Source organism: Chitiniphilus shinanonensis DSM 23277 (genome assembly GCF_000374805.1).
GTDB classification, from domain to species: domain Bacteria; phylum Pseudomonadota; class Gammaproteobacteria; order Burkholderiales; family Chitinibacteraceae; genus Chitiniphilus; species Chitiniphilus shinanonensis.
Genome location: NZ_KB895340.1, coordinates 84,528 through 104,467, shown reverse-complemented (window position 1 = coordinate 104,467; position 19,940 = coordinate 84,528). Strand labels below are relative to the sequence as shown.

Below are 19,940 nucleotides of genomic sequence, written 5' to 3'. Positions count from 1 at the left end.
TGTATTGGCCCAATAAAAAAGACGGCGCCTCGGCGCCGTCTTTTTTTCGTGCAGTGGCGTCAGTCGCCGTCGGCGAGCCGGAAGTGCGCCACCACGTCTTCCAGCCGCGCCGCCTGTTCGGACAGCCCGTGGGCCGACGCGGCGGATTGCTCCGCGGTGGCGGCGATGGTCTGGACCACGCCGGAGATCCCGGCGATGCCCTCGTTGAAGCGGGCGATGGCGTGCTCCTGCTGGCGCGACGCCTCGGCGATGCCCGCGATCAGTTGCGACGACTCGCTGGCGTGGCGGGCAACGCGATTCAGGCGCTCGCTGGTGCTGCTCACCAGTTCGTTGCCGCGCAACACGCACTGGGTGCTGCCCTCGATCAGCGCGGCGGTTTGCTTGGCCGACTGCGCCGAGCGCGCCGCCAGGGCGCGCACTTCCTCGGCCACCACCGCGAAGCCACGCCCCTGTTCGCCGGCGCGGGCTGCCTCCACCGCCGCGTTCAGCGACAGGAAGTTGGTCTGGAAGGCGATCTCGTCGATGGTCTTGATGATCTGCGCGATGTCTTCCGACGCCTGGCCGATTTCCGCCATGGCGGCGAGCAGCTCGTGCATCTGCGCCACGCTGTCCTGCATCAGCGCATCCACCTCGCCGGTCAACGCCGACGCCTGGCTGGCGCTGCCCGCGTTGTTGCGCGTCTGCTGGTAGAGCTGCTCGGCGGTGGCGGACAGCTCGGCGACGGTGGCCAGTTCCTCGGTGGCGCCCTCCGCCAGGTGACGCGCGCCATCGGCCACGTGGCCGGCTTCCAGCGAGACCTGTTGCGCCGACTGGTTGATCTTGGCCAGCGCGGTGTTGTTGTTGCGCATCAGGTCGGCCAGCGCGCGATTGATCACGTCGTTGTCCGAGCGGATCGGCACCGGCTGGCTGAAATCGCCCTCCGCCGCCTGCCGGATCGACGCGGCCTGCTGGCGGATGCCGGCGATCATGCGCTGGAACGCGGCGGCGAGCGTGCCGATCTCGTCGCGGCTGTGGATGCGCAGATCGATGTCCACGTCGCCCTGCGCCAGCTTGTCGGCGGCCGTCACCATGTCGCGCACCGGGCCGACGATGCGGCCGACCAGCACCAGCAGCGCCGGCACCGCGATGCCCAGCAACACCAGTCCGACCATCACGCCGTGCAACAGGAAATCGCGGACGGTCTGGTCGCGCACGGCGGTGTACTGGCCGACGAACAGCATCCCGATCACCCGGTCGGCGGTGTCGCGCAGCGGCTGGTAGCGGACCAGGGCGCTGCGATCGAGCACCTGGGCCTGGCCCGAGTACGGCATGCCGCCCAGCACCTGGCGGCTGACCTCCGCCGAAGCCTTGGTGTCGATCGCCCGCTGGCCGTCGGCGTTCTTCACCGTGGTGGCGATGCGCGTGTCGCCGAGGAACACGGTGACTTCCACCCCCAGCAGTCGTTGCAGCGCATCGACGAACTGCGGCTGGTCGAGCCGGAAGCCGGACGACACCACGCCGAGCAGGCGGCCGTCGGCCGCATGGACCGGCGTACCGGAGCGGATCGACAACCGCACCTGGGTGCCCGATTCGATGGTGGTCAGCTGCCGGCCGCTCAGCGCCTGGGCGACGTTGGCCTGGTTCTTCACGCTGTCGCCGAACTTGTCCGGCTCGTGCGAGCGGGCCAGCACCTGGCCGGCGGCGTCGGTGATGGTGGTGAACTCCACGCCGCTTTCGCGTTGCAGCTCGATGGCGCGGCGGATCAGCGCTTCGCGGTCGCCGCGTTCCATCGCCGCGACGATGCGGGGATCGAACGACATCAGCAGCGAGGCCGCGGTGGCGCGTGACTTGAGGGTATCGACCTGGGACTGGACCACGGCGGCGTCGGTAGCCAGCGAGTGGCTGAGCGAGGTTTCGACGTAAGTGGAAAACGACAGGATGACGGTGGTCAGGATGGCGACGACGCACACCACCATCAACGCCGCCACGGGAAGGATCAACTTGAACTTGATCTTCAATTGCGGGTACTCCAAACGGCAAGGGCCGACCCTGGGTGCCGGGGGCGGCCGGGTATTGCAGGATCAGGGGCGGTGCGCGGCTGCCTACAGGTGCAAAGGCGTGCGCGGGACAGCGTCGCCAGTATGTCGCCGGGGAGGACGGGACAGGGCGGCGCAGGAGAACGGCCCCCCGTAATCGAACTTGATTTCGGTTGTCGCGATAACCGGGGGTAAAGGGCTGATACGTTTCAGCGTCTGGGCGAGGGCTCGACGGCCTGTGGCGCGGCCGTCAGTGCGGCCTGGCGGCCTTCCTCGACGATGCGTGCCAGGCGGCCGTCGTTGCGCAGCCGCTCCACGCCGCGCGCCAGCTTGGCGGCCCACAGGTCGGCATCGGGGCGGCTGCGGGAGAACATCACGTGCAGCGGCCGGCTGAACACCGGGGTGGCATCGTAGGCGATGGCCTGGCGGGATGGGATTTGCGCCAGCATCATCAGGCCCACTTCGCGCTCCATCACGAAGGCGTCGATGCGGCCCGCCGCCAGCTTGGCCAGATTCTGTTCGTCGCGGGGCGTGTACTCCACTTGCACGCCGCGGCGGCGGAACAGCCCGTTCAGGCGTTCGCCGTAGTCGTAGCCCAGCGTGGCGCCCCAACGCAGCCGGGCCAGGGCGTCGAGATCGGTCGCGCCGTCCACCGGATGGCCACGCCGGTAGAACACCACCCACTCCGAGTCGAGGATGGGCACGCTGACCACGAAGGCGCGCTGGCGCTCCGGCGTATTCATCCAGCCGACCGAGCCGTCCAGTTCCCCGGCCCTTGCCAGTTCCAGGCTGCGCTTCCAGGGCTGGAACACGTACTGGACCTGCATGCCTTCCAGCCGCAGCGCCTCCTGCACGATCCGCGAAAAGCTGCCCTGGCCCGGCAGCGACGCCGAGAAGTACGGCGGCCATTCGCCGTTGCCCAATGTCAGCGATTCGCCGCGCGCCGGGTGGGCGAGCAGCAGGAGCAGCATGACCTGGACGACAAGACGGAAGCGGGACATGGCGGCCCTGGGAATGGTGGAGTCGTCGTCCGCCGCTGGCGTCGCGCGTCCCGGCGAGGCCGAAACGCGCAGCCAGCAATGGCGTAGTACCATCTGCGCTGGTTCATTTCCCCTGGAGCCGCTTCGCCGTCCCGCCGTGCGATGGACAGTGCGGAGCGTATTACATCTGCATATGAGCGACGACGTAAAGGTCAGGTTGGACAAATGGCTGTGGGCGTCGCGTTTTTTCAAAACACGTTCGCTTGCCACCGACGCCATCGACGGCGGCCATGTCCATCTCAATGGCGAGCGCGCCAAGCCGGCGCGCTCGGTCAGGATCGGCGACCTGCTGCGCATCCAGGTGCCGCACGGCGAGTTCGAAGTCGAGGTGATGGCGTTGTCCGACCGGCGCGGCGGCGCCGACATCGCGCGCACGCTGTACCGCGAAACCGAGCAGAGCGCCGCGCGCCGCGAAGCCACCACGCTGGAACGGGAACTCGCGCCCCAGTTCGACCATCCGCTGTCCAAAGGCCGCCCCACCAAGAAGTGGCGCCGGCAGCTCCACCAGTTCGACCGCAAACAGTTCAAGGATTGATCCGATGACGATCGACTACCGCATCGCGCCCGCCGACCTGTCCGGCCACTATTTCGACGTCACGCTGACCATTGCCGAGCCGGATCCGGCCGGGCAGGTGCTATGGCTGCCGGTGTGGATTCCCGGCAGCTACCTGATCCGCGAGTTCGCCCGCCATATCGTTGCGCTGGAGGCCGGCAACGCCGACGGCGCGGCGCTGGCGGTGACCAAGCTGGACAAGCATCGCTGGCAGCTGCCGCCGGCCGCCGGCCCGATCACGGTGAAGTATCGGGTCTACGCCTTCGACCTGTCGGTGCGCGGCGCCTACCTGGATGAGACGCGCGGCTTCTTCAACGGCACCGCGGTGTTCCTGGCGGTGGCGGGGCAGGAGGCGCGGCCGTGCCGGGTGAAGCTGGTGGCGCCCAAGGGCAAGGCGCAGAAGCCATGGCGCGTCGCCACCAGCCTGCCGGCCGATGGCGCCAAGGCCGGCGAGTTCGGCCGCTATCGTGCCGGCAGCTACGACGAACTGATCGACCATCCCGTAGAGTTGGGCGACTTCGCCAGCGACACCTTCAAGGCTTGCGGCGTCGAACACCAGATCGTCATCGCCGGGCGGCACCGTGCCGATTTCAAGCGGCTCAAGCGCGACCTGAAGAAGATCTGCGAATACCAGATCCGCCTGTTCGGCGAGCCGGCGCCGTTCCCGCGCTACGTGTTCATGACCATGGTCACCGGCGATGGCTACGGTGGGCTGGAGCACCGCGCCTCGACCGCGCTGATGGCGGCGCGCGACGACCTGCCGCGCGCCCACGATACCGAGTTGCGCCCGGCCTATCGCCAATACCTGGGGCTGTGCAGCCACGAGTATTTCCACAGCTGGAACGTCAAGCGGATCAAGCCGGCGGCCTACGCACCCTACGACCTGCACCGCGAAAGCTACACCCGCCTGCTGTGGGCCTTCGAGGGCATCACCTCGTATTACGACGACCTGACCCTGCTGCGCGCCGGGTTGATCCCGGTCGCCTCTTACCTGGAGCTGCTGTCGCAGACCATGACCCAGGTGCAACGCGGCGCGGGCCGGCTGAAGCAGACGCTGGAGGAGGCCAGCCTGGACGCCTGGGTGAAGTACTACCGCCAGGACGAGAACAGCCCCAATGCGCTGGTCAGCTACTACACCAAGGGCGCGCTGGCGGCCGCCGCGCTCGACCTGACCATCCGCCTGCGCAGCGACGGCGCGCGCAGCCTGGACGACGTGATGCGCGCGCTGTGGCGCCGCTTTGGCATGAACTTCGAGGTCCACGGTCAGGGTGTGGCCGAAGACGAATGGGAGCGTGTCGCCAGCGAGGCGGCGGGGCTGGATCTCGCCGATTTCTTCGAGCAGGCGCTGCGCAGCACCGAGGCGCTGCCGCTGCCCGAACTGCTGGGCCGGTTCGGCATCGACAGTCAGTTGCGGCCGATGGCGGGCGGCGCCGACAAGGGCGGCTGGAAGGAGCTGGCCCCCGGCGGCGCCGGCAACAGCCTGGGCGCGCGGGTGGCGGCCGAGGCGGGCGGCGTCAAGCTGACCCACGTGTTGGAGGGCGGAGCCGCCCATGTCGCCGGTCTGTCGGCCGGCGACGTACTGGTCGCGCTGGACGGCCTGCGGGTGAACGCCGGCAATCTCGACGCGCACCTGGGCAGTTGGCCGGCCGGCAGCCGCGTGGTCGCGCACGCCTTCCGCCGCGATGAGCTGATCGAACGCGAACTGATGCTGACAGCCGCCGTCGCCGACACCTGGGGACTTCGGACGAGCACAGGCGCCGACGATGCGGCGCTGGCGCGGCGGCGTGCCTGGCTGGGTAGCGCATAAACGGTCGTTTGTGTATGTTTTTGTCGCCCGGCGGTGGGCGTGTTGCGCCGCGGCGACGGCTTACAACATACCGCTTGGATCGCCAGGTGTTACTGCTACACTGACTTGCCTTACACGCAGACATGCAAATGTCATTGGTCGATCGCAGCCATCGACCAGCCCAAGAGCGACCGGCCCACGGAACGCCGAACGAAGAGGCAAACGCCAGCATGACGAGACCAAGGGGATGGGGCTTCGCCAGCACGATACGGGGCAAGATCCTGGCCGTATTCGTGTTGATCAATCTGGCGGCCACCTGCGCGTACAGCTTCTACATCTACTCGCTGAAGTCCGATGCGGTGCGGCAGGAGGTCGATCGGCGCCTGCATTCGGCCACCGCCGCGGCGCCGTTGATGCTGCCGCGCGACTACTTCGACCGGGCCACCGCGCCCGGGGCCATCGGCAGCGCGGAGTATCGCCGCCTGCTGTCCGACTTCGACCGCTATTGCCAGACCGTCGGCCTGCGCTACCTCTACGTCTTCATGCCGGTGGGCGAGCGGCTGGTCTACCTGATGGACAGCGCCACCCCGGCCGAGGTGCAGCGCGGCCATTACGGCCGCTACTTCACGCCGTACAGCGGGCCCATCTCCACCCTGAAGAACATCCTGGCCGAAGGCCAGCCGCGCTTCGTCGAATACCGCGATGCCTATGGCGAATTCCGCTCGCTGTTCGTGCCCGGCGTCACCGCCGATGGCCGCCCCTATCTGATCGGCGCCGATGTCGGCACCGGCTACATCGCCAGCCAGCTGCGCGGCGCGTTGCGGCAGTCGCTGTTCATCGGCCTGGCCACTTTCAGCGTCGGCCTGATGCTGTCGCTGCTGCTGACCTGGCAGCTGTCGCGCCCGGTGGAGGCGCTGGTGTCCGGCGTGCGGCGCATCGAGGCGGGCGACTACAGCGCACGGGTGGCGTGGCGCAGCGGCGACGAACTGGGCCAGCTGGCCACCAGCTTCAACACCATGAGCGGCGCGGTGGCCGAGCGCGAGCGCGAAATGCTGCGGCTGGCCTTCGTCGATCCGCTGACCGGGCTGGCGAATCGCACCCGGCTGATCGAGGCCATCGAAAGCCACCTGGTGGGTGAACCAGCGCACTTCGCCGTGGTGCTGTTCGACCTCGACCAGTTCAAGTACATCAACGACTACCTGGGCTATCAGGTGGGCGATGCCGCGATTGCCGCGCTGGGGCGGCGGCTGGCCGGCGCGCTGGGCAGCGCCGGCGAGGTCTGCGCGCGGCTGTCCGGCGACGAATACGCGGTGCTGTTCCCCGAAACCGACCTGCGCCGCCTGCCCGAGCGGCTGGCGCGCATCCAGGCCATGCTGGCGCAGCCGGTGGTGGTGGCGGGGCAGCGGCTGGAGCTGGGCGCCAGCATGGGCGTGGCCCTGTACCCCGAACACGGCGATTCCGGCGATCTGCTGCTGCGGCACGCCGAGGTGGCGATGTACGCCGCCAAGCGCCAGCACCAGAGCCACGCGCTGTACGACCCCGGCCTGGAGCAGAACCGCCAGACCCAGCTGGCGCTGCTGTCGGACCTGCGCAACGCGGTGGCCGAGAACCAGTTCGTGGTGTGCTACCAGCCCAAGGTGCGGATGAAGGATGGCGAGATCGACGCCGCCGAGGCGCTGGTGCGCTGGCGCCACCCGGAGCGCGGCTGGATTCCGCCGGGCGATTTCATTCCGTTCGCCGAACAGACCGGCCGGCTGCGCGCCATCACCCAGTGGGTGATCGACGACGTGCTCAAGCGCTCGGTCGAGTGGGAGCGCGACGGCATCTGCATCGCGGTGTCGGTGAACGTCGGCATGAGCGATGCCGAGGATGCCACCTTCGTCGATTTCGTCGAGGACGCGCTGCTGCGGTTGCAGGTGGACCCGTCGCGGCTGTGTCTGGAAATCACCGAGACCGGCGGCATGAGCCGGCAGGTGGAGCTGATGGGCAACCTGGAGCGGTTGCGTCGTCTGGGCGTGCGCCTGTCGATCGACGATTTCGGTACCGGCTATTCGTCGTTCGCCTATCTGGCGCAGATGCCGGTGCACGAGCTGAAGATCGACCGCTCGTTCGTGCAGGCGCTGGACTACAAGTTCGAGAACGTCTCCATCGTGCGTTCCATCATCGAGCTGGGGCACATCCTGGGCTTGCAGGTGGTGGCCGAGGGCGTCGAGACCGAATCGGCGTGGCAGGCGCTGGCGGTGATGGGCTGCGACGAGGCGCAGGGCTACCTGGTGGCCAAGCCGATGCCGGCCGAGGAGTTCGCGCGCTGGTACCTGGCTACGCCGATGCTGCCGTATACCCCGCCGGACATGTCGGTCTACGACGCCGATACGCTGCCGGAGGTGCTGCACCAGCTGTCGGGCGTGCGCGCGCCGGACAACGGCTGAGCGGGCGGGATCGCCGCATGCGCGGGCCGGCGCCCGCATCGGAACGCGGGCGGTAACAAGCCAAAACGATCGCGGCGCCCTCGGGCGCCGCGATCGTTTGCGCGGGCATCAGCCCAGCTTGCGCAGCACCGTCATCAATTCGTCGATGGCCGCCGCGCCGTCGCCGGCCTGGATGGCGTTGGCCACGCAGCCGCGCGCGTGCGCTTCCAGCAACTGCATCCCCAGGCTGTCCAGCGCCGACTTGGCGGCGGCGATCTGGGTCAGGATGTCGATGCAGTAGCGATCCTCCGCCACCATCTTGTTGATGCCGCGCACCTGGCCTTCGATGCGGTTCAGCCGGCTGATCAGCGCGGGCTTGTTGTCGCGCGCCACGTGACGCGGGTCATGGCCGGCGCAGCACTCGTCAGCGGACGACGTCATAGCCGGCGTCCTCGATGGCGCTTTCGATGGTGCGGCGGTCGGTGTCGTCCGGGTCGAAAGTGACCTTGGCCGCGCCCGGATCGAGCGTGACCGCGACCTCGGTGACGCCTTCGAGCGCCTGCAACGCGCGGGTCACCGACGCCACGCAGCCGCCGCAGCTCATGCCCGAAATGCCGATATTGATCTGTTCCATGGTGAATGCTCCTGGGGTTGGGGAGGAAAGTGGGGTGGCTCAGCCGCGCCAGCGCTTGAGCAGCAGCGCGTTGCTGACCACCGAGATCGAACTCGCGGCCATCGCCGCGCCGGCGATCACCGGCGACAGCAGGCCGAACGCCGCCAGCGGAATGCCCAGCACGTTGTAGAAGAACGCGAAGAACAGGTTCTGCCGGATCTTGCTCACCGTGGCGCGCGATAGCGAGATCGCCGCCGCCACGTGCGCCAGATCGTTGTGCATCAGGGTGATGTCGGCGGCCTCGATGGCGACGTCCGAGCCCGAGCGCATGGCGAAGCTGACATCGGCCGCGGCCAGCGCGGGCGCATCGTTGACGCCGTCGCCGGCCATCGCCACCACGCGGCCCTGCTGCTTGAAGGCAGTGACCGCGCCGGCCTTGTCGGCGGGCTTCACCCCGGCGCGCACGTCGTCGATGCCGAGCTGGCGGGCGACGGCTGCTGCCGTCTCGGCGTTGTCGCCCGTCATCATCACCACGCGCACGCCTTGTCGTTGCAGTGCCGCCACGGCATCGCGAGAGCTGGCGCGCACCGCGTCGGCCAGTGCGATCAGGCCGGCAAATCGATCATCGACTGCCACGCTGACCACGGTCTGGCCGCTGGCGGCCAGTCGGGCCACCTCGGCGCGGCCGGCGTCGTCGAGCGCCACGGTCCAGTCGGGCGTGCCGACCCGCACTATCCGCCCATCCACCCGGCCCGACAGGCCGTGGCCGGCTTCGACCGTGAAATCGCTCACCGGCTGGCGTGCCAGCCCATCCGCTTCGGCGCGGGTCAGCACGGCGCGGGCCAGCGGGTGCTCGGAGCCGGCCTCGACGCTGGCGGCCAGCCGCAGCAGCGTGGCCTGATCCAGCCCGGCGGCCGGCACCACGGCGGTGACGGCGGGGCGACCCTCGGTCAGGGTGCCGGTCTTGTCCACCACCAGCACGTCCAGCTTGCCGGCCGCCTCCAGGGCCTCCGCATTGCGGAACAGGATGCCGTGGCGCGCGCCCAGACCGACCCCGACCATCACCGCCGTCGGCGTGGCCAGACCCAGCGCGCAGGGGCAGGCGATCACCAGTACCGCCACGGCGTGCATCAGCGCGGTGGCGAAATCGCCGGTCCACCACCAGGTCGCACCGAAGGTGACCACGGCGATGGCGACCACCACCGGCACGAACACGGCGGAAATCCGGTCGGCCAATTGCTGGATCGGTGCCTTGGAGCCCTGGGCCTGCGCCACCAGTCGCACGATCTCGGCCAGTTGCGTGGTGCCGCCGACGCCGGTGGCGCGCACCTTGAGCATGCCGTCCACGTTGCGGGTGCCGGCGTAGACCTTGTCACGCTCGCTCTTGGGCACCGGCACCGATTCGCCGGTGAGCATGGCTTCGTCGATGGCGGCCTGGCCTTCCAGCACCTCGCCGTCCACCGGCACCTGTTCGCCGTGGCGGATCACCACCACGTCGCCGGGGCGCAGGTCGCCGATCGGCAGGTCGAGCAGCTTGCCGTCGCGTTCCACCCGCGCAGTCTTGGGTTGCAGTGCCAGCAGTTCGGCGATGGCGCCGGCGGTGCGTCCCTTGGCGCGGGCCTCCAGCAGCTTGCCGAGGATCACCAGCGTGATCACCGCGGCACTGGCCTCGAAGTAGACGTGCTGGTGATGGGCGCCGGTCAGCGTGACCACGGCGCTGTAGCCCCAGGCCATGGTGGTGCCGAGCGCCACCAGCACATCCATGTTGGCGGCGCCGCCGCGCAGGGCGTGCCAGGCGCCGCGATAGAAGCGCAGGCCGACGGTGAACTGCACCAGTGTCGCCAGCAGCAGTTGCAGGTTGCGCGGCACCAGCTCGTGGCCGCCGCCGAACATGGCGACCATCTCCAGCAACAGCGGCGCGGTCAGCACCGCGGCGATGCCGAACGACCACCAGGCGCGGCGCAGTGCGCCGTCGTCATGCACCGGGGGGGTATCCAGCGTGCGGACCCGCGCCTGGTAGCCGGCCTTTTCCACGGCGCGCACCGCATCCTGCTCGCTGATGGCGCCAGCGGCGAATTCCAGGTGGGCGGTCTCGGTGGCGAAATTGACGGTGGCCGTGACGCCCGGCTGGCGGTTCAGCACTTTTTCGATGCGGGTGGCGCAGGCGGCGCAGGTCATGCCGTCGATGGCCAGTTCCAGCGTCTGCCGGGGCACGTCGTAACCGGCCTTGCGGATCGCTTCCTGCGCCTGCGCGGCGGTGGCGTCGCCTTCCAGGGCGATATGCGCGGTCTCGGTGGCGAAGTTCACCGTGGCCTGCATGCCCGGCTGACGGTTGAGCACTTTTTCGATGCGGGTGGCGCAGGCGGCGCAGCTCATGCCTGAGATCGGCAGGGTGATTTCCCGGTTCATGATGGCTTTCTCAAATACGGTGTGGGGGTATATTGAACCCCCGGGGGGTATTTGGCAAGCCTTCCCGGTGAACGGCGGGGCAGGGCATGGCGCGGTGGGTGCGCGCCATGCCGGGGCCGATCAACTGGCGTTGGTGGCCGGCAACGGTTGGCCGTCGGCGCCGGTCACCGCCACCGTAACCTCGACGTTGCCGCGCGTGGCGTGCGAGTACGGGCAGATGTCGTGGTGCGCCGCCTGCGCCAGATCGTTGGCCTGGGCGTATTCCAGGCCGGTAAAGGCGGCGGTCAGCTTCACCGCCAGCTGGAAGCCGCCGGCGTCGCGCTTGCCGATGCCGACCTCGGCGGTGACCTGCACGTCGTCGAACTTGACGTGGCGTTGCCGCCCGACGAAACGGATCGCCGATTCGAAGCACGCCGCGTAGCCGGCGGCGAACAATTGCTCCGGGTTGGTGGCGGCGCCGCCCGGCCCGCCCAGTTCCTTGGGCACGGCCAGCTTCAGGTCGAGGACGCCGTCGGACGATTTCACGCTGCCTTCGCGACCGCCGTGGGCGGTGGCTTGCGCGGTATACAGAATGTCGCTCATGGATGCTCCTGTGAGTGGTGGGCACGCCGGCACGGCCTTTGCATCGGCCAGGGCGCCGGCATGTGCCGGAAGGACTGCGATGAGGTGCCGATCATGCAAGCTTCGTTCCCGAACCACCCCGCAGGCGAAGCGGTGGCCAGCGACGCGGCCGACCGCGAACATCGGGTCCGCCCGCGGCGGGTGGATCATGTCGACAGCGAAAGCTTAGAGCCTGTTCAAGGCCTTTTCACGACAGCGTTCGGGGCAGTGCCGGTGCGCGGCAAGGCGCAGGACGCGCGGCGGTATGAATACCGTGAGCGGCGTGCAACGCAGCCGTGCGCCGGCAATGCCCCGAACCCGAAGGGCCGGGCCGGAAAACGGCCATCCACTGCGTTGTACTCCTTGGTAATAACTCGTTATTGCCTGCGTCATACGCCTTGTGCCTGACCGTTTTCCGGCCCGGCGCTGCCGCGAAAAGGTCTTGAACAGGCTCTTAGTCGATGAAACCGCGGTGGAGCGGGGGCGCTGCGATGATCCGTCGGCCCGCGAGCGCGGGGAGGGCAATTACGTGGCATCCGATCCGACGGTCAGCGAGCAACGGCAGCGGCAGCGCCGCGATGCCAGCGACGACCTGGGGGTCTGACCGTGTAAAAAGCGGCATGCCCGGCGGCGCTTTTACCTGCTTCTGGATTGATCGAGCAGCAGGCGCCGCGCTTCGTCCTCGCTCAGCCGCAGCCAGTAATGGTGGGCCAGTGCGTGGGCGGCGAAGCGCAGGGTGCGCTCGAAATCGGCCGGGTCGGCGAGTGCCAGGTTGACGCGGTAGGCGCGCACTTCGGACCAGCGACGATAGGACGGCACCAGCAGGTAGAGGATGCCCTGCAACACCAGTCCCAGCGCGGCCAGCGCGCCGCACCAGGGCCGCCAGTCGGCCAGCCCCGGCAGCAGCGCCAGCAACAAGGCGAGCACGCAGGTCGGTGCGGCCAGCCACCACCACTGGCGGGTGTGCTCCAGTTCGTGCGCCAGCAGCGCCGCGTCGCCACGATGTTCCGGGCGGATCATCACCAGCGGGCCGAGCGAGCGTCCACCCATCCAGCTCGACAGCAGCCAGCGGGTATGCAGCACCAGCGCGGGGATCATCTTGCCGGCCAGTGCCAGGGTGGCTGGTCCAGCGGCGCCTGCCCGGCGATGCGGGTTTCGCCCAGCTCCTTTTCCAGGTGCAGCGACTGGCAGTCGTCGCTGCGCTCCAGGCTGGCGATCAGGCGCGCGGCATGCGACACCACCAGCACCTGGGTGTCGTGCGCGGCCAGGGCGATCAGCCTGCCCAGCGCCGGCAGCAGGTCGGGATGCAGGCTGGTCTCGGGCTCGTTGAGCACCAGCAGGCCGGGTGGGCGAGGCGAGCACAGCGCGGCGACCAGCAGCAGGTAGCGCAAGGTGCCGTCGGACAGCTCCGCCGCGCGCAACGGCCGCAACAAGCCGGGTTGGCGCATGGCGATGGCGAAGCGTCCCTCGAACACGTCGATCTCCAGCCGTGCGCCGGGAAAGGCATCGTCGATGGCGGCATCCAGCGCCTCGGCGTCGCCGATCTCGCGGATGGTCTGCAAGGCTGCGGCGAGATTGGCGCCGTCGTTGGCCAGCACCGGCGAATGGGTGCCGATCTGCGGCTGGCGCGCCGGTGCGTCGGCGTCACTGCGGAAATGGTCGTAGAAGCGCCAGCCGCGGATGCGCTCGCGCAATGTCAGCACTTCGGGCGCGGCGCGCGGGTCGGCGCATTGGCTGAAGATGCTGTCGAAGCTGGGCACGTTCTGGTGCAGCACCTGCCAGGCACGGCCCTCGCGCAGCCGCAGCACGCCGTTGCGGCGATCGGCCAGCAGGCTGGCTTCGCGGAATATGGGGCCGGCCCAGATGCACTCGCGCTTGATCTGCGGATCGTGCTGGAACAAGGTGCGCGGCACCGGCGGGGGCAGGCCGAGATCGATGGCGTAGCCGTAGTCGTCGCAGGCGAAGCCCAGCCGCAGGTTGACGGGCTCGCAGCGCACGGTGCCCTGCACCGGCACCTCGCCGCGCTTCATGGCGCGCGACAGCGTTTCGGGCCCGGCCCACAGCGTGGAGGACAGGCCGCCTTCGCGAGCCAGACTGGGCACCACGCCGCCCTGCGCCGTCTCGGCCAGCAGCCGCAACGCGCGGTAGACGCTGGATTTGCCGCTGCCATTGGCGCCGGTGACGAGGTTGAGCCGCGTCAGCGGCAGGATCAGCGCGCGCAGCGAACGGTAGTTGGCGATGGCGAGGGTGGTCAGCAAGCGGAACCTCGTTCGGCGACGGCGAGGCGCGACGGTAATCGCGCCGGGATCAAGGCGGGTCTGCCGGGGGCGGCGTCAGGCCGGCAACCACCATACGGAACTTGCCGGCCTGCGTGACGCGGAAGGGCAGGGCGCTGGCGTCGCCCGCCCGGTTCCTACGGCTTCAGGATGGTCGGTTCGGCCTGCGGCAGCATGCCCGGATAATCGCGGCTGTAGTGCAGGCCACGGCTTTCCTTGCGCGCCATGGCGCAGCGCACGATCAGCTCGGCGGTGCTCACCAGATTGCGCAGTTCGATCAGGTCATTGGAGACGCGGAAGTTGCTGTAGTACTCCTGGATCTCGCCTTGCAGCAACTGGATGCGGTGCAGCGCGCGTTCCAGCCGTTTGTTGGTGCGCACGATGCCCACGTAGTCCCACATGAAGCGGCGCAGCTCGTCCCAGTTGTGCGAGATCACCACTTCCTCGTCCGGGTCGGTGACGCGGCTTTCGTCCCACTCGGGCACCTGCGGCAGCGTGACCTTGCCGGCGGCCAGGATGTCGGCGGCGGCGGCCTTGCCGACCACCATGCATTCGAGCAGCGAGTTGGACGCCAGCCGGTTGGCGCCGTGCAGGCCGGTGCAGGCCACTTCGCCCACTGCGTACAGGCCGGGCAGGTCGGTGTGTCCCACCAGATCGACCACCAGACCGCCGCAGGTGTAGTGCGCGGCGGGCACCACCGGGATCGGCTGCTTGGTGATGTCGATGCCCAGTTCCAGGCAGCGTTGGTAGATGGTGGGGAAGTGCTCCATCACGAAGGCCGCGGGCTTGTAGCTGATGTCCAGGTAGACGCAGTCGTGGCCACCGCGCTTCATCTCGAAGTCGATGGCGCGGGCCACCACGTCGCGCGGGGCCAGCTCGGCGCGCTCGTCGTGTGTGGGCATGAAGCGGGTGCCGTCGGGCAGACGCAGGATGCCGCCCTCGCCGCGTACCGCCTCGGTGATCAGGAACGACTTGGCGTCGGGGTGGTAGAGGCAGGTCGGATGGAATTGGATGAATTCCATGTTCGACACCCGGCAGCCGGCGCGCCAGCCCATGGCGATGCCGTCGCCGGTGGAGACGTCCGGGTTGCTGGTATAGAGATACACCTTGCCCGCGCCGCCGGTGGCCAGCACCGTCTGCCCGGCCAGCACGGTCTTCACCCGGTCGTGCTCGATGTCGTAGACGTAGGCGCCCCAGGCGCGCGGCTCGTCCTGACCCAGCTTGGCGGCGGTGATCAGATCGAGCGCGATGTGGTTTTCCAGCACCGTGATATTGGGGTGCGCCGCCACCTTCTTGGCCAGGGTGTCGATCACCGCCGCGCCGGTGGCGTCGGCGGCGTGGATGATGCGGCGATGGCTGTGGCCGCCCTCGCGAGTGAGGTGGAAGCCCTGGTAGCTGGTCTCGCCGCCCTGGTCGCGGGTGAACGGCACGCCCATGTCGATCAGCCAGTCGATGGCATCGCGCGAGTGCTCGACGATGAAGCGCGTGGCGTCGGCGTCGCACAGGCCGGCGCCGGCCACGTGCGTATCCTTGATGTGCAGCTCGATGCTGTCCTGGCCATCGAGCACGGCGGCGATGCCGCCCTGGGCCCAGCCGCTGCCGCCGTCGCGCAGCGCGCGCTTGGTGACCAGACCTACTTTCAGCGTGTCGGCCAGGTTGAGGGCGATGGTCATGCCGCCCAGGCCGCTGCCGATGATCAGAACGTCGAATTGCTGCATGGCGTGTTCATTTTCACTGGTGAATTGTGAAGCCAGCGAATATAACAGAGCGGGCCTGCGCGGGGCGCCGACACAACGGGAAAAGATGGGCTGGATCAAGCCTCTTGCAAAACCGTTCGTCCGGCACCATCTGCTACGGCATCACGAGAAAGCGCCTGCCACGCGGGCCGATGAACGGAGCATGCTTTTGGAGAAACGCACCGAACGGGAGATCGACCAAGAATTGGTCTCCCGCGCCCAGGCAGGGGACAAGCGCGCCTTCGAGCTGCTGGTGGCCAAATACCAACGGCGCATCGCCCGCCTGCTGTCACGCCTGATCCGCGATCCCGGCGAAATCGAGGATGTCACCCAGGAGGCCTTCATCAAGGCCTACCGCGCCTTGCCGTCGTTCCGCGGCGAATCCGCCTTCTACACCTGGCTCTATCGCATCGCCATCAACACGGCGAAGAATTACCTCGCCTCGCTCGGGCGGCGGCCGCAACTTTCCGCCGATTACGAGGACGAAGACGGCGAGACGCTGGACGCCGCGGCGCAAATTCCCGACTACCACACCCCGGAGTCTGAACTTGCTAACCGCGAGATTGTCCGAACTGTCAACGAAGTGGTCGAGACACTGCCCGACGAGCTTCGGACGGCGATCACGCTGCGAGAGATGGAAGGCCTCTCCTACGAGGACATCGCCAGCGTGATGAATTGCCCGATTGGTACAGTGCGGTCACGAATCTTTCGCGCTCGCGAGGCTATTTCGGCAAAATTGAAGCCGTTGCTGGAAACGGTAGGCAAGGACCGGCGCTGGTAGGCCGGCACATATAAAGAGGGTTTCCCACCATGAAAGAGCAGTTGTCCGCCTTGATCGACTGCGAGCTCGAAGCGAATGATCGCGACCGGTTGCTCGGTCAGCTCGGTGTCGATGGTGATCTGCGCCAGGACTGGCATGACTGGCATCTGGTCGGCGACGTGATGCAGGAGCATCCTCTGCTGTCTCCCGATTTCATGAAGCGCTTCTCCGAGCGGCTTGCCGCCGAGCCCATCGTCATGGTGCCGGTCAAGCGGCGCTCGCTGCTGCGGCGGGCGCTGGTTCCCCTTTCCGCCGCGGCGTCGGTGGCCTTCGTCAGCGTGGTCGGCTGGCAGGCCTACTACGGCGCTTCCCGCGGCAACGCCGTTCCGGCCGTCGCCCTGGCGCAACAGACGCAGGGCCTCGACGACGAGGGCGCGCGCATCCAGGGTTACCTGGCGGCGCACCGCCACGACTCCGGCAATCCGTTTGCCGGACGCGAATTCATGCAGGCTTCCTTCGACCCCTCGCAAGCAAAGTAATGAGAATTCCGAGCGTGTGGTTGCTGGCCGGCGGTGTGTTGCTGTCCAGTGCTTCCCTGCTGGCCGCCGGGCCGGCGACGTCGGCGCCGTTGTCGGCCGCCGAAGCCAATCAATTGGTGCAACGCGTGGCCAACGCCCCGAGGCTGGTGTCCTACCAGGGGGTGTATGTCCACCAGTACGGCGACCGCTTCGAGACGGTCCGCGTGGTCCACATCGCCGACGGCGACAAGGACATCGAGCGCCGCGAGACGCTCGACGGCCCGCCGCTGGAACTGATGCGCGACGGCGACCGCGTCGGCCTGTTCCTGCCCGACGAGGCCTATCCGACCTCGATCGACCGTCGCATGATGTCCAAGTTGTTCCCGCGCGCATGGCCCGAGCAGGCGCAGCAACTGCTGTCCGGCTACGTGGTACGCCGCACCGGCCACGCCCGCGTCGCCGGGGTGGCCACCGACATCTATGAATTCGAGCCACGCGACCGCTTCCGCTTTCCGCACCGCTACTGGATCCATCCCGAAACCGGCCTGATGCTGAAGTCGATGATGCTGGGCGTGCGCAGCGAGCCCATCGAGCTGTTCACGTTCTCGCAGATCCAGATCGGCGGCAACATCGACCGCAAGCTGCTCAAGCCCAGCCACCCGCTGCGCACCGTTCCGCTGGAGAACGGCGATGGCGACGCGTTGAGAGTGCAGGACCCCGAGTGGGAAGTGCATGCCATGCCGCCGGGTTTCCGGCTGGTGAAGGCCAAGCGCAGCATGTGGGGCAAGGGGCGCCCGGTGACGCATCATCTCTATAGCGATGGCTTGGTCACGGTCTCCGTGTTCATCGAGCCCAAGCAGCGGTCGATGGCGCCCAGCCTGTCGCAGCAGGGTGGCATGAGCTTCTTCAGCCGGCCGCTCGGCAATTATGTCCTGACGGTGGTCGGCGAGGTGCCCGCCGAGGCGGTGCAGCTGATCAGCAACGCCTACGTGCTGCGCGAGACCGATACGGCGCAATGAACATGGCCGGGTGGATCGAAACCGATGCCCAGGTGGAACGCGTGAGCGGCCGCCATGCCTGGGTGACGATCCGTCCGCATGCCCCGTGTGGCCATTGCGATCCGGCCACCGGCTGCAAGGCCGTGGCGTTGAGCCGCCTGTTCGATCAGGCGCAGCGTGGGTTCCGGGTGGAAAACGATCTCGATGCGCAACCCGGTGAGCGGGTCCGTGTCGGCGTCGCGGACCGTGCGCTGTTGTCCGCCGCGCTGAGCGGCTACGGCGTGCCGCTGGCCGCCTTGCTGGGTGGCGCGCTGCTGGGAAGCTGGCTGGTGCCGTCGTCGTGGCGTGAGGTCGGCGCCATTGTCGGCGCGACCTTTGCATTGACGGCGGCCTTCCTCTGGTTGAAGCGCCGCGCGCCGCATACCGCCGAGCCGCGCATCCTCGCCCGTTATCCCGACGGCGGGACGATCCCGCCCGTCGCCAACTGTTCCCGTTCCAACCTCCATCGAAAGCCATGAAAACGATATCGACTCAAGCCTGGATGTTCGCCAGTGTCGTGGCCCTTGGGGCTGCCAGTGTGTTTGCCGCCAACGCGGCGTCGTTGCCCGACTTCACCCAGTTGGTGGAAAAGGAAGGCCGCGCCGTGGTCAATGTATCCACCACCGGCACGGTGCGCGAGGCCGAGAACGGCTTCAACGGCCTGGACGACGACACCCTCAACCTGTTCCGCCGCTTCGGTTTCCCGATGCCGCCGATGGGACCGCAAGGCCCGCGCGAGCGTCAGACCCAATCGCTGGGATCGGGCTTCATCATCGACGGTTCGGGCTACGTGCTGACCAATGCGCACGTGATCGCCGACGCCGACGAGATCAAGGTCAAGCTGGTCGACAAGCGCGAATTCAAGGCCACTGTGATCGGCTCGGATGCACGCACCGACGTGGCGCTGCTCAAGATCGAGGCGCCCAACCTGCCCAAGGTGGATCTGGGCGACGCCGAGGCGCTGAAGGTGGGCGAATGGGTGGTCGCCATCGGCTCGCCGTTCGGCCTGGAGAGCACCGTGACCGCCGGCATTGTCTCGGGCAAGGGGCGCAACCTGCCGGACGAAACCTATGTGCCGTTCATCCAGACCGACGTGGCGATCAATCCGGGCAACTCCGGGGGCCCGCTGTTCAACATGAAGGGCGAGGTGGTCGGCATCAACTCGCAGATCTATAGCCGTTCGGGCGGCTACATGGGCCTGTCGTTCGCCATTCCCATCGACGTGGCGATGAAGGTGGCCGATCAGCTCAAGGCGCACGGCAAGGTGTCGCGCGGTCGCATCGGCGTGACGGTGCAGGAAGTGAACGAGGAGTTGGCCAAGAGCTTCGGCCTGCCCAAGGCGTCGGGCGCGCTGGTGTCGTCGGTGGACAAGGACGGCCCGGGCGACAAGGCGGGCCTCAAGCCGGGCGACATCGTGACGGCGTTCAACGGCCAGCCGGTGCAGACCACGGCGGACCTGCCGCGCATGGTCACCGATACCAAGCCCGGCACCAATGCCAAGCTCCAGGTGTGGCGCGACAAGGCTTCCCGCGACATCAGCGTGGTCATCGGCGAGATGGAACAGCCCGACCGCGCGACGGCCGGCCGCGAGTACAAGGGCGGCAAGAAGGAGGACAGCAACCGCTTCGGCCTGTCGGTGCGCGAGATCACCAATCCGCGCCAATTGAAGGAACTGGGGCTGAAGTACGGGCTGATCGTGCAAGGGGCGAGCGGCGCGGCCGGCAAGGCGGGCCTGATGCAGGGCGACGTGATCGCCGGCATCGGCGGCCAGGAACTGAGCAGCACCGCACAGCTCAAGAAGGCGCTGGACGACCTCAAGCCCGGGCAGGCCCTGCCGTTGCGCGTGCTGCGCGGCGGCGCGTCGTTGTTCATCTCGCTGAAGGCGCCGGACAAGTGATCGCCTTGACGCTCTACGGGCGCGAGTACTGCGGCTTGTGCACCAGCATGCGCGAGCAGCTGGTGCGGCTCGCGCCTGACCGCGGGTTCTCCGTGCGCTGGGTGGACATCGACGACGACGAGGCGCTGGAAACCCGCCACGGCGAGTGGGTGCCGGTGCTGGCCGACCCCGACGACGCGGAAATCTGCCACTACCATCTGGACCTGGCGGCGCTGGATGATCGCCTGGCGAAATTCCGCTAGAATCCACGGCTATTCAAAATGCAGCAGGGGCACGCGTTGCGTGCCCTTTT

At 68.1% G+C, this 19,940-nt stretch carries 20 protein-coding genes; 11 read left to right on the top strand and 9 right to left on the bottom strand.

Annotated elements, in window-relative coordinates:
• Positions 1-59: 59 nt before the first annotated feature.
• Positions 60-1,997, bottom strand: coding sequence for a methyl-accepting chemotaxis protein (locus C556_RS21595; RefSeq protein ID WP_018747845.1), 1,938 nt, complete (start codon positions 1,995-1,997; stop codon positions 60-62).
• A 227-nt stretch (positions 1,998-2,224) separates the two neighbouring features.
• On the bottom strand, positions 2,225-2,986 hold the full coding sequence (locus C556_RS22915; RefSeq protein ID WP_018747844.1) for a substrate-binding periplasmic protein: 762 nt from the start codon (positions 2,984-2,986) through the stop codon (positions 2,225-2,227).
• On the opposite strand from C556_RS22915, the gene C556_RS0108630 reads away from it, so the two are divergent.
• From C556_RS0108630 to C556_RS19835, 3 genes are all read left to right on the top strand, one after another.
• Positions 2,985-3,590: an RNA-binding S4 domain-containing protein gene (locus C556_RS0108630; RefSeq protein ID WP_245559227.1), complete on the top strand. Its 606-nt coding sequence runs from the start codon at positions 2,985-2,987 to the stop codon at positions 3,588-3,590. The genes C556_RS22915 and C556_RS0108630 overlap by 2 nt on opposite strands.
• A 4-nt stretch (positions 3,591-3,594) precedes the next feature.
• A complete protein-coding gene (locus C556_RS0108625) occupies positions 3,595-5,415 on the top strand; it encodes a M61 family metallopeptidase (protein WP_018747842.1) in 1,821 nt (606 codons plus the stop codon).
• A 272-nt stretch (positions 5,416-5,687) separates the two neighbouring features.
• Positions 5,688-7,823 carry a putative bifunctional diguanylate cyclase/phosphodiesterase gene (locus tag C556_RS19835; protein WP_211214698.1) on the top strand — a complete coding sequence of 712 codons (2,136 nt, stop codon included), beginning with the start codon at positions 5,688-5,690 and terminating at the stop codon, positions 7,821-7,823.
• A 108-nt stretch (positions 7,824-7,931) separates the two neighbouring features.
• Here the strand turns inward: C556_RS19835 and C556_RS0108615 are convergent, their stop codons facing one another.
• From C556_RS0108615 to C556_RS19830, 4 genes are all read right to left on the bottom strand, one after another.
• Positions 7,932-8,243 carry a metal-sensitive transcriptional regulator gene (locus tag C556_RS0108615; protein WP_040430834.1) on the bottom strand — a complete coding sequence of 104 codons (312 nt, stop codon included), beginning with the start codon at positions 8,241-8,243 and terminating at the stop codon, positions 7,932-7,934.
• On the bottom strand, positions 8,227-8,436 hold the full coding sequence (locus C556_RS0108610) for a heavy-metal-associated domain-containing protein (protein WP_018747839.1): 210 nt from the start codon (positions 8,434-8,436) through the stop codon (positions 8,227-8,229). The genes C556_RS0108615 and C556_RS0108610 overlap by 17 nt, the downstream gene beginning before the upstream one ends.
• 39 nt (positions 8,437-8,475) lie before the next feature.
• Positions 8,476-10,824, bottom strand: coding sequence for a heavy metal translocating P-type ATPase (locus C556_RS0108605; RefSeq protein ID WP_018747838.1), 2,349 nt, complete (start codon positions 10,822-10,824; stop codon positions 8,476-8,478).
• A 120-nt stretch (positions 10,825-10,944) separates the two neighbouring features.
• Positions 10,945-11,406 carry an organic hydroperoxide resistance protein gene (locus tag C556_RS19830; protein ID WP_018747837.1) on the bottom strand — a complete coding sequence of 154 codons (462 nt, stop codon included), beginning with the start codon at positions 11,404-11,406 and terminating at the stop codon, positions 10,945-10,947.
• A 93-nt stretch (positions 11,407-11,499) separates the two neighbouring features.
• Here C556_RS19830 and C556_RS22910 point away from each other — a divergent pair, with 93 nt between their 5' ends.
• Together C556_RS22910 and C556_RS22905 are read left to right on the top strand one after the other, a co-directional pair.
• Complete coding sequence (locus C556_RS22910; RefSeq protein ID WP_157236035.1) at positions 11,500-11,832, top strand: hypothetical protein; 333 nt, start codon at positions 11,500-11,502, stop codon at positions 11,830-11,832.
• 34 nt (positions 11,833-11,866) lie between these two features.
• Positions 11,867-12,028 carry a hypothetical protein gene (locus C556_RS22905; protein WP_157236033.1) on the top strand — a complete coding sequence of 54 codons (162 nt, stop codon included), beginning with the start codon at positions 11,867-11,869 and terminating at the stop codon, positions 12,026-12,028.
• Between the two features lie 32 nt (positions 12,029-12,060).
• Here C556_RS22905 and C556_RS0108590 read toward each other — a convergent pair whose 3' ends face one another.
• The 3 genes from C556_RS0108590 to nadB form a co-directional block, all read right to left on the bottom strand.
• Complete coding sequence (locus C556_RS0108590) at positions 12,061-12,522, bottom strand: hypothetical protein (protein WP_018747835.1); 462 nt, start codon at positions 12,520-12,522, stop codon at positions 12,061-12,063.
• Positions 12,519-13,682: an AAA family ATPase gene (locus C556_RS0108585; RefSeq protein ID WP_018747834.1), complete on the bottom strand. Its 1,164-nt coding sequence runs from the start codon at positions 13,680-13,682 to the stop codon at positions 12,519-12,521. Before C556_RS0108585 ends, C556_RS0108590 begins: the two co-directional genes overlap by 4 nt.
• Before the next feature lie 155 nt (positions 13,683-13,837).
• Entirely contained in the window at positions 13,838-15,418 is a 1,581-nt protein-coding gene (gene nadB, locus C556_RS0108580; RefSeq protein WP_018747833.1) for an L-aspartate oxidase, read from the bottom strand.
• 181 nt (positions 15,419-15,599) lie between these two features.
• On the opposite strand from nadB, the gene rpoE reads away from it, so the two are divergent.
• From rpoE to C556_RS0108550, 6 genes are read left to right on the top strand one after another with little or no spacing between them, the layout of a single operon-like run.
• Positions 15,600-16,217, top strand: a complete 618-nt coding sequence (gene rpoE, locus C556_RS0108575) for an RNA polymerase sigma factor RpoE (RefSeq protein ID WP_018747832.1) — start codon at positions 15,600-15,602, stop codon at positions 16,215-16,217.
• A 29-nt stretch (positions 16,218-16,246) separates the two neighbouring features.
• The gene (locus C556_RS21590) at positions 16,247-16,735 is read left to right on the top strand and encodes a sigma-E factor negative regulatory protein (protein WP_018747831.1); all 489 of its coding nucleotides are present in this window, start codon (positions 16,247-16,249) and stop codon (positions 16,733-16,735) included.
• Positions 16,735-17,733 (top strand): MucB/RseB C-terminal domain-containing protein, encoded by a 999-nt coding sequence (locus C556_RS0108565; protein ID WP_083930504.1) that lies wholly within the window; start codon positions 16,735-16,737, stop codon positions 17,731-17,733. The genes C556_RS21590 and C556_RS0108565 overlap by 1 nt, the downstream gene beginning before the upstream one ends.
• 2 nt (positions 17,734-17,735) lie before the next feature.
• Positions 17,736-18,230 (top strand): SoxR reducing system RseC family protein, encoded by a 495-nt coding sequence (locus C556_RS19820; RefSeq protein WP_157236031.1) that lies wholly within the window; start codon positions 17,736-17,738, stop codon positions 18,228-18,230.
• Positions 18,227-19,648, top strand: a complete 1,422-nt coding sequence (locus tag C556_RS0108555; RefSeq protein WP_026262928.1) for a DegQ family serine endoprotease — start codon at positions 18,227-18,229, stop codon at positions 19,646-19,648. The genes C556_RS19820 and C556_RS0108555 overlap by 4 nt, the downstream gene beginning before the upstream one ends.
• 5 nt (positions 19,649-19,653) lie before the next feature.
• On the top strand, positions 19,654-19,890 hold the full coding sequence (locus tag C556_RS0108550) for a glutaredoxin family protein (RefSeq protein WP_373279192.1): 237 nt from the start codon (positions 19,654-19,656) through the stop codon (positions 19,888-19,890).
• Positions 19,891-19,940 lie beyond the last annotated feature (50 nt).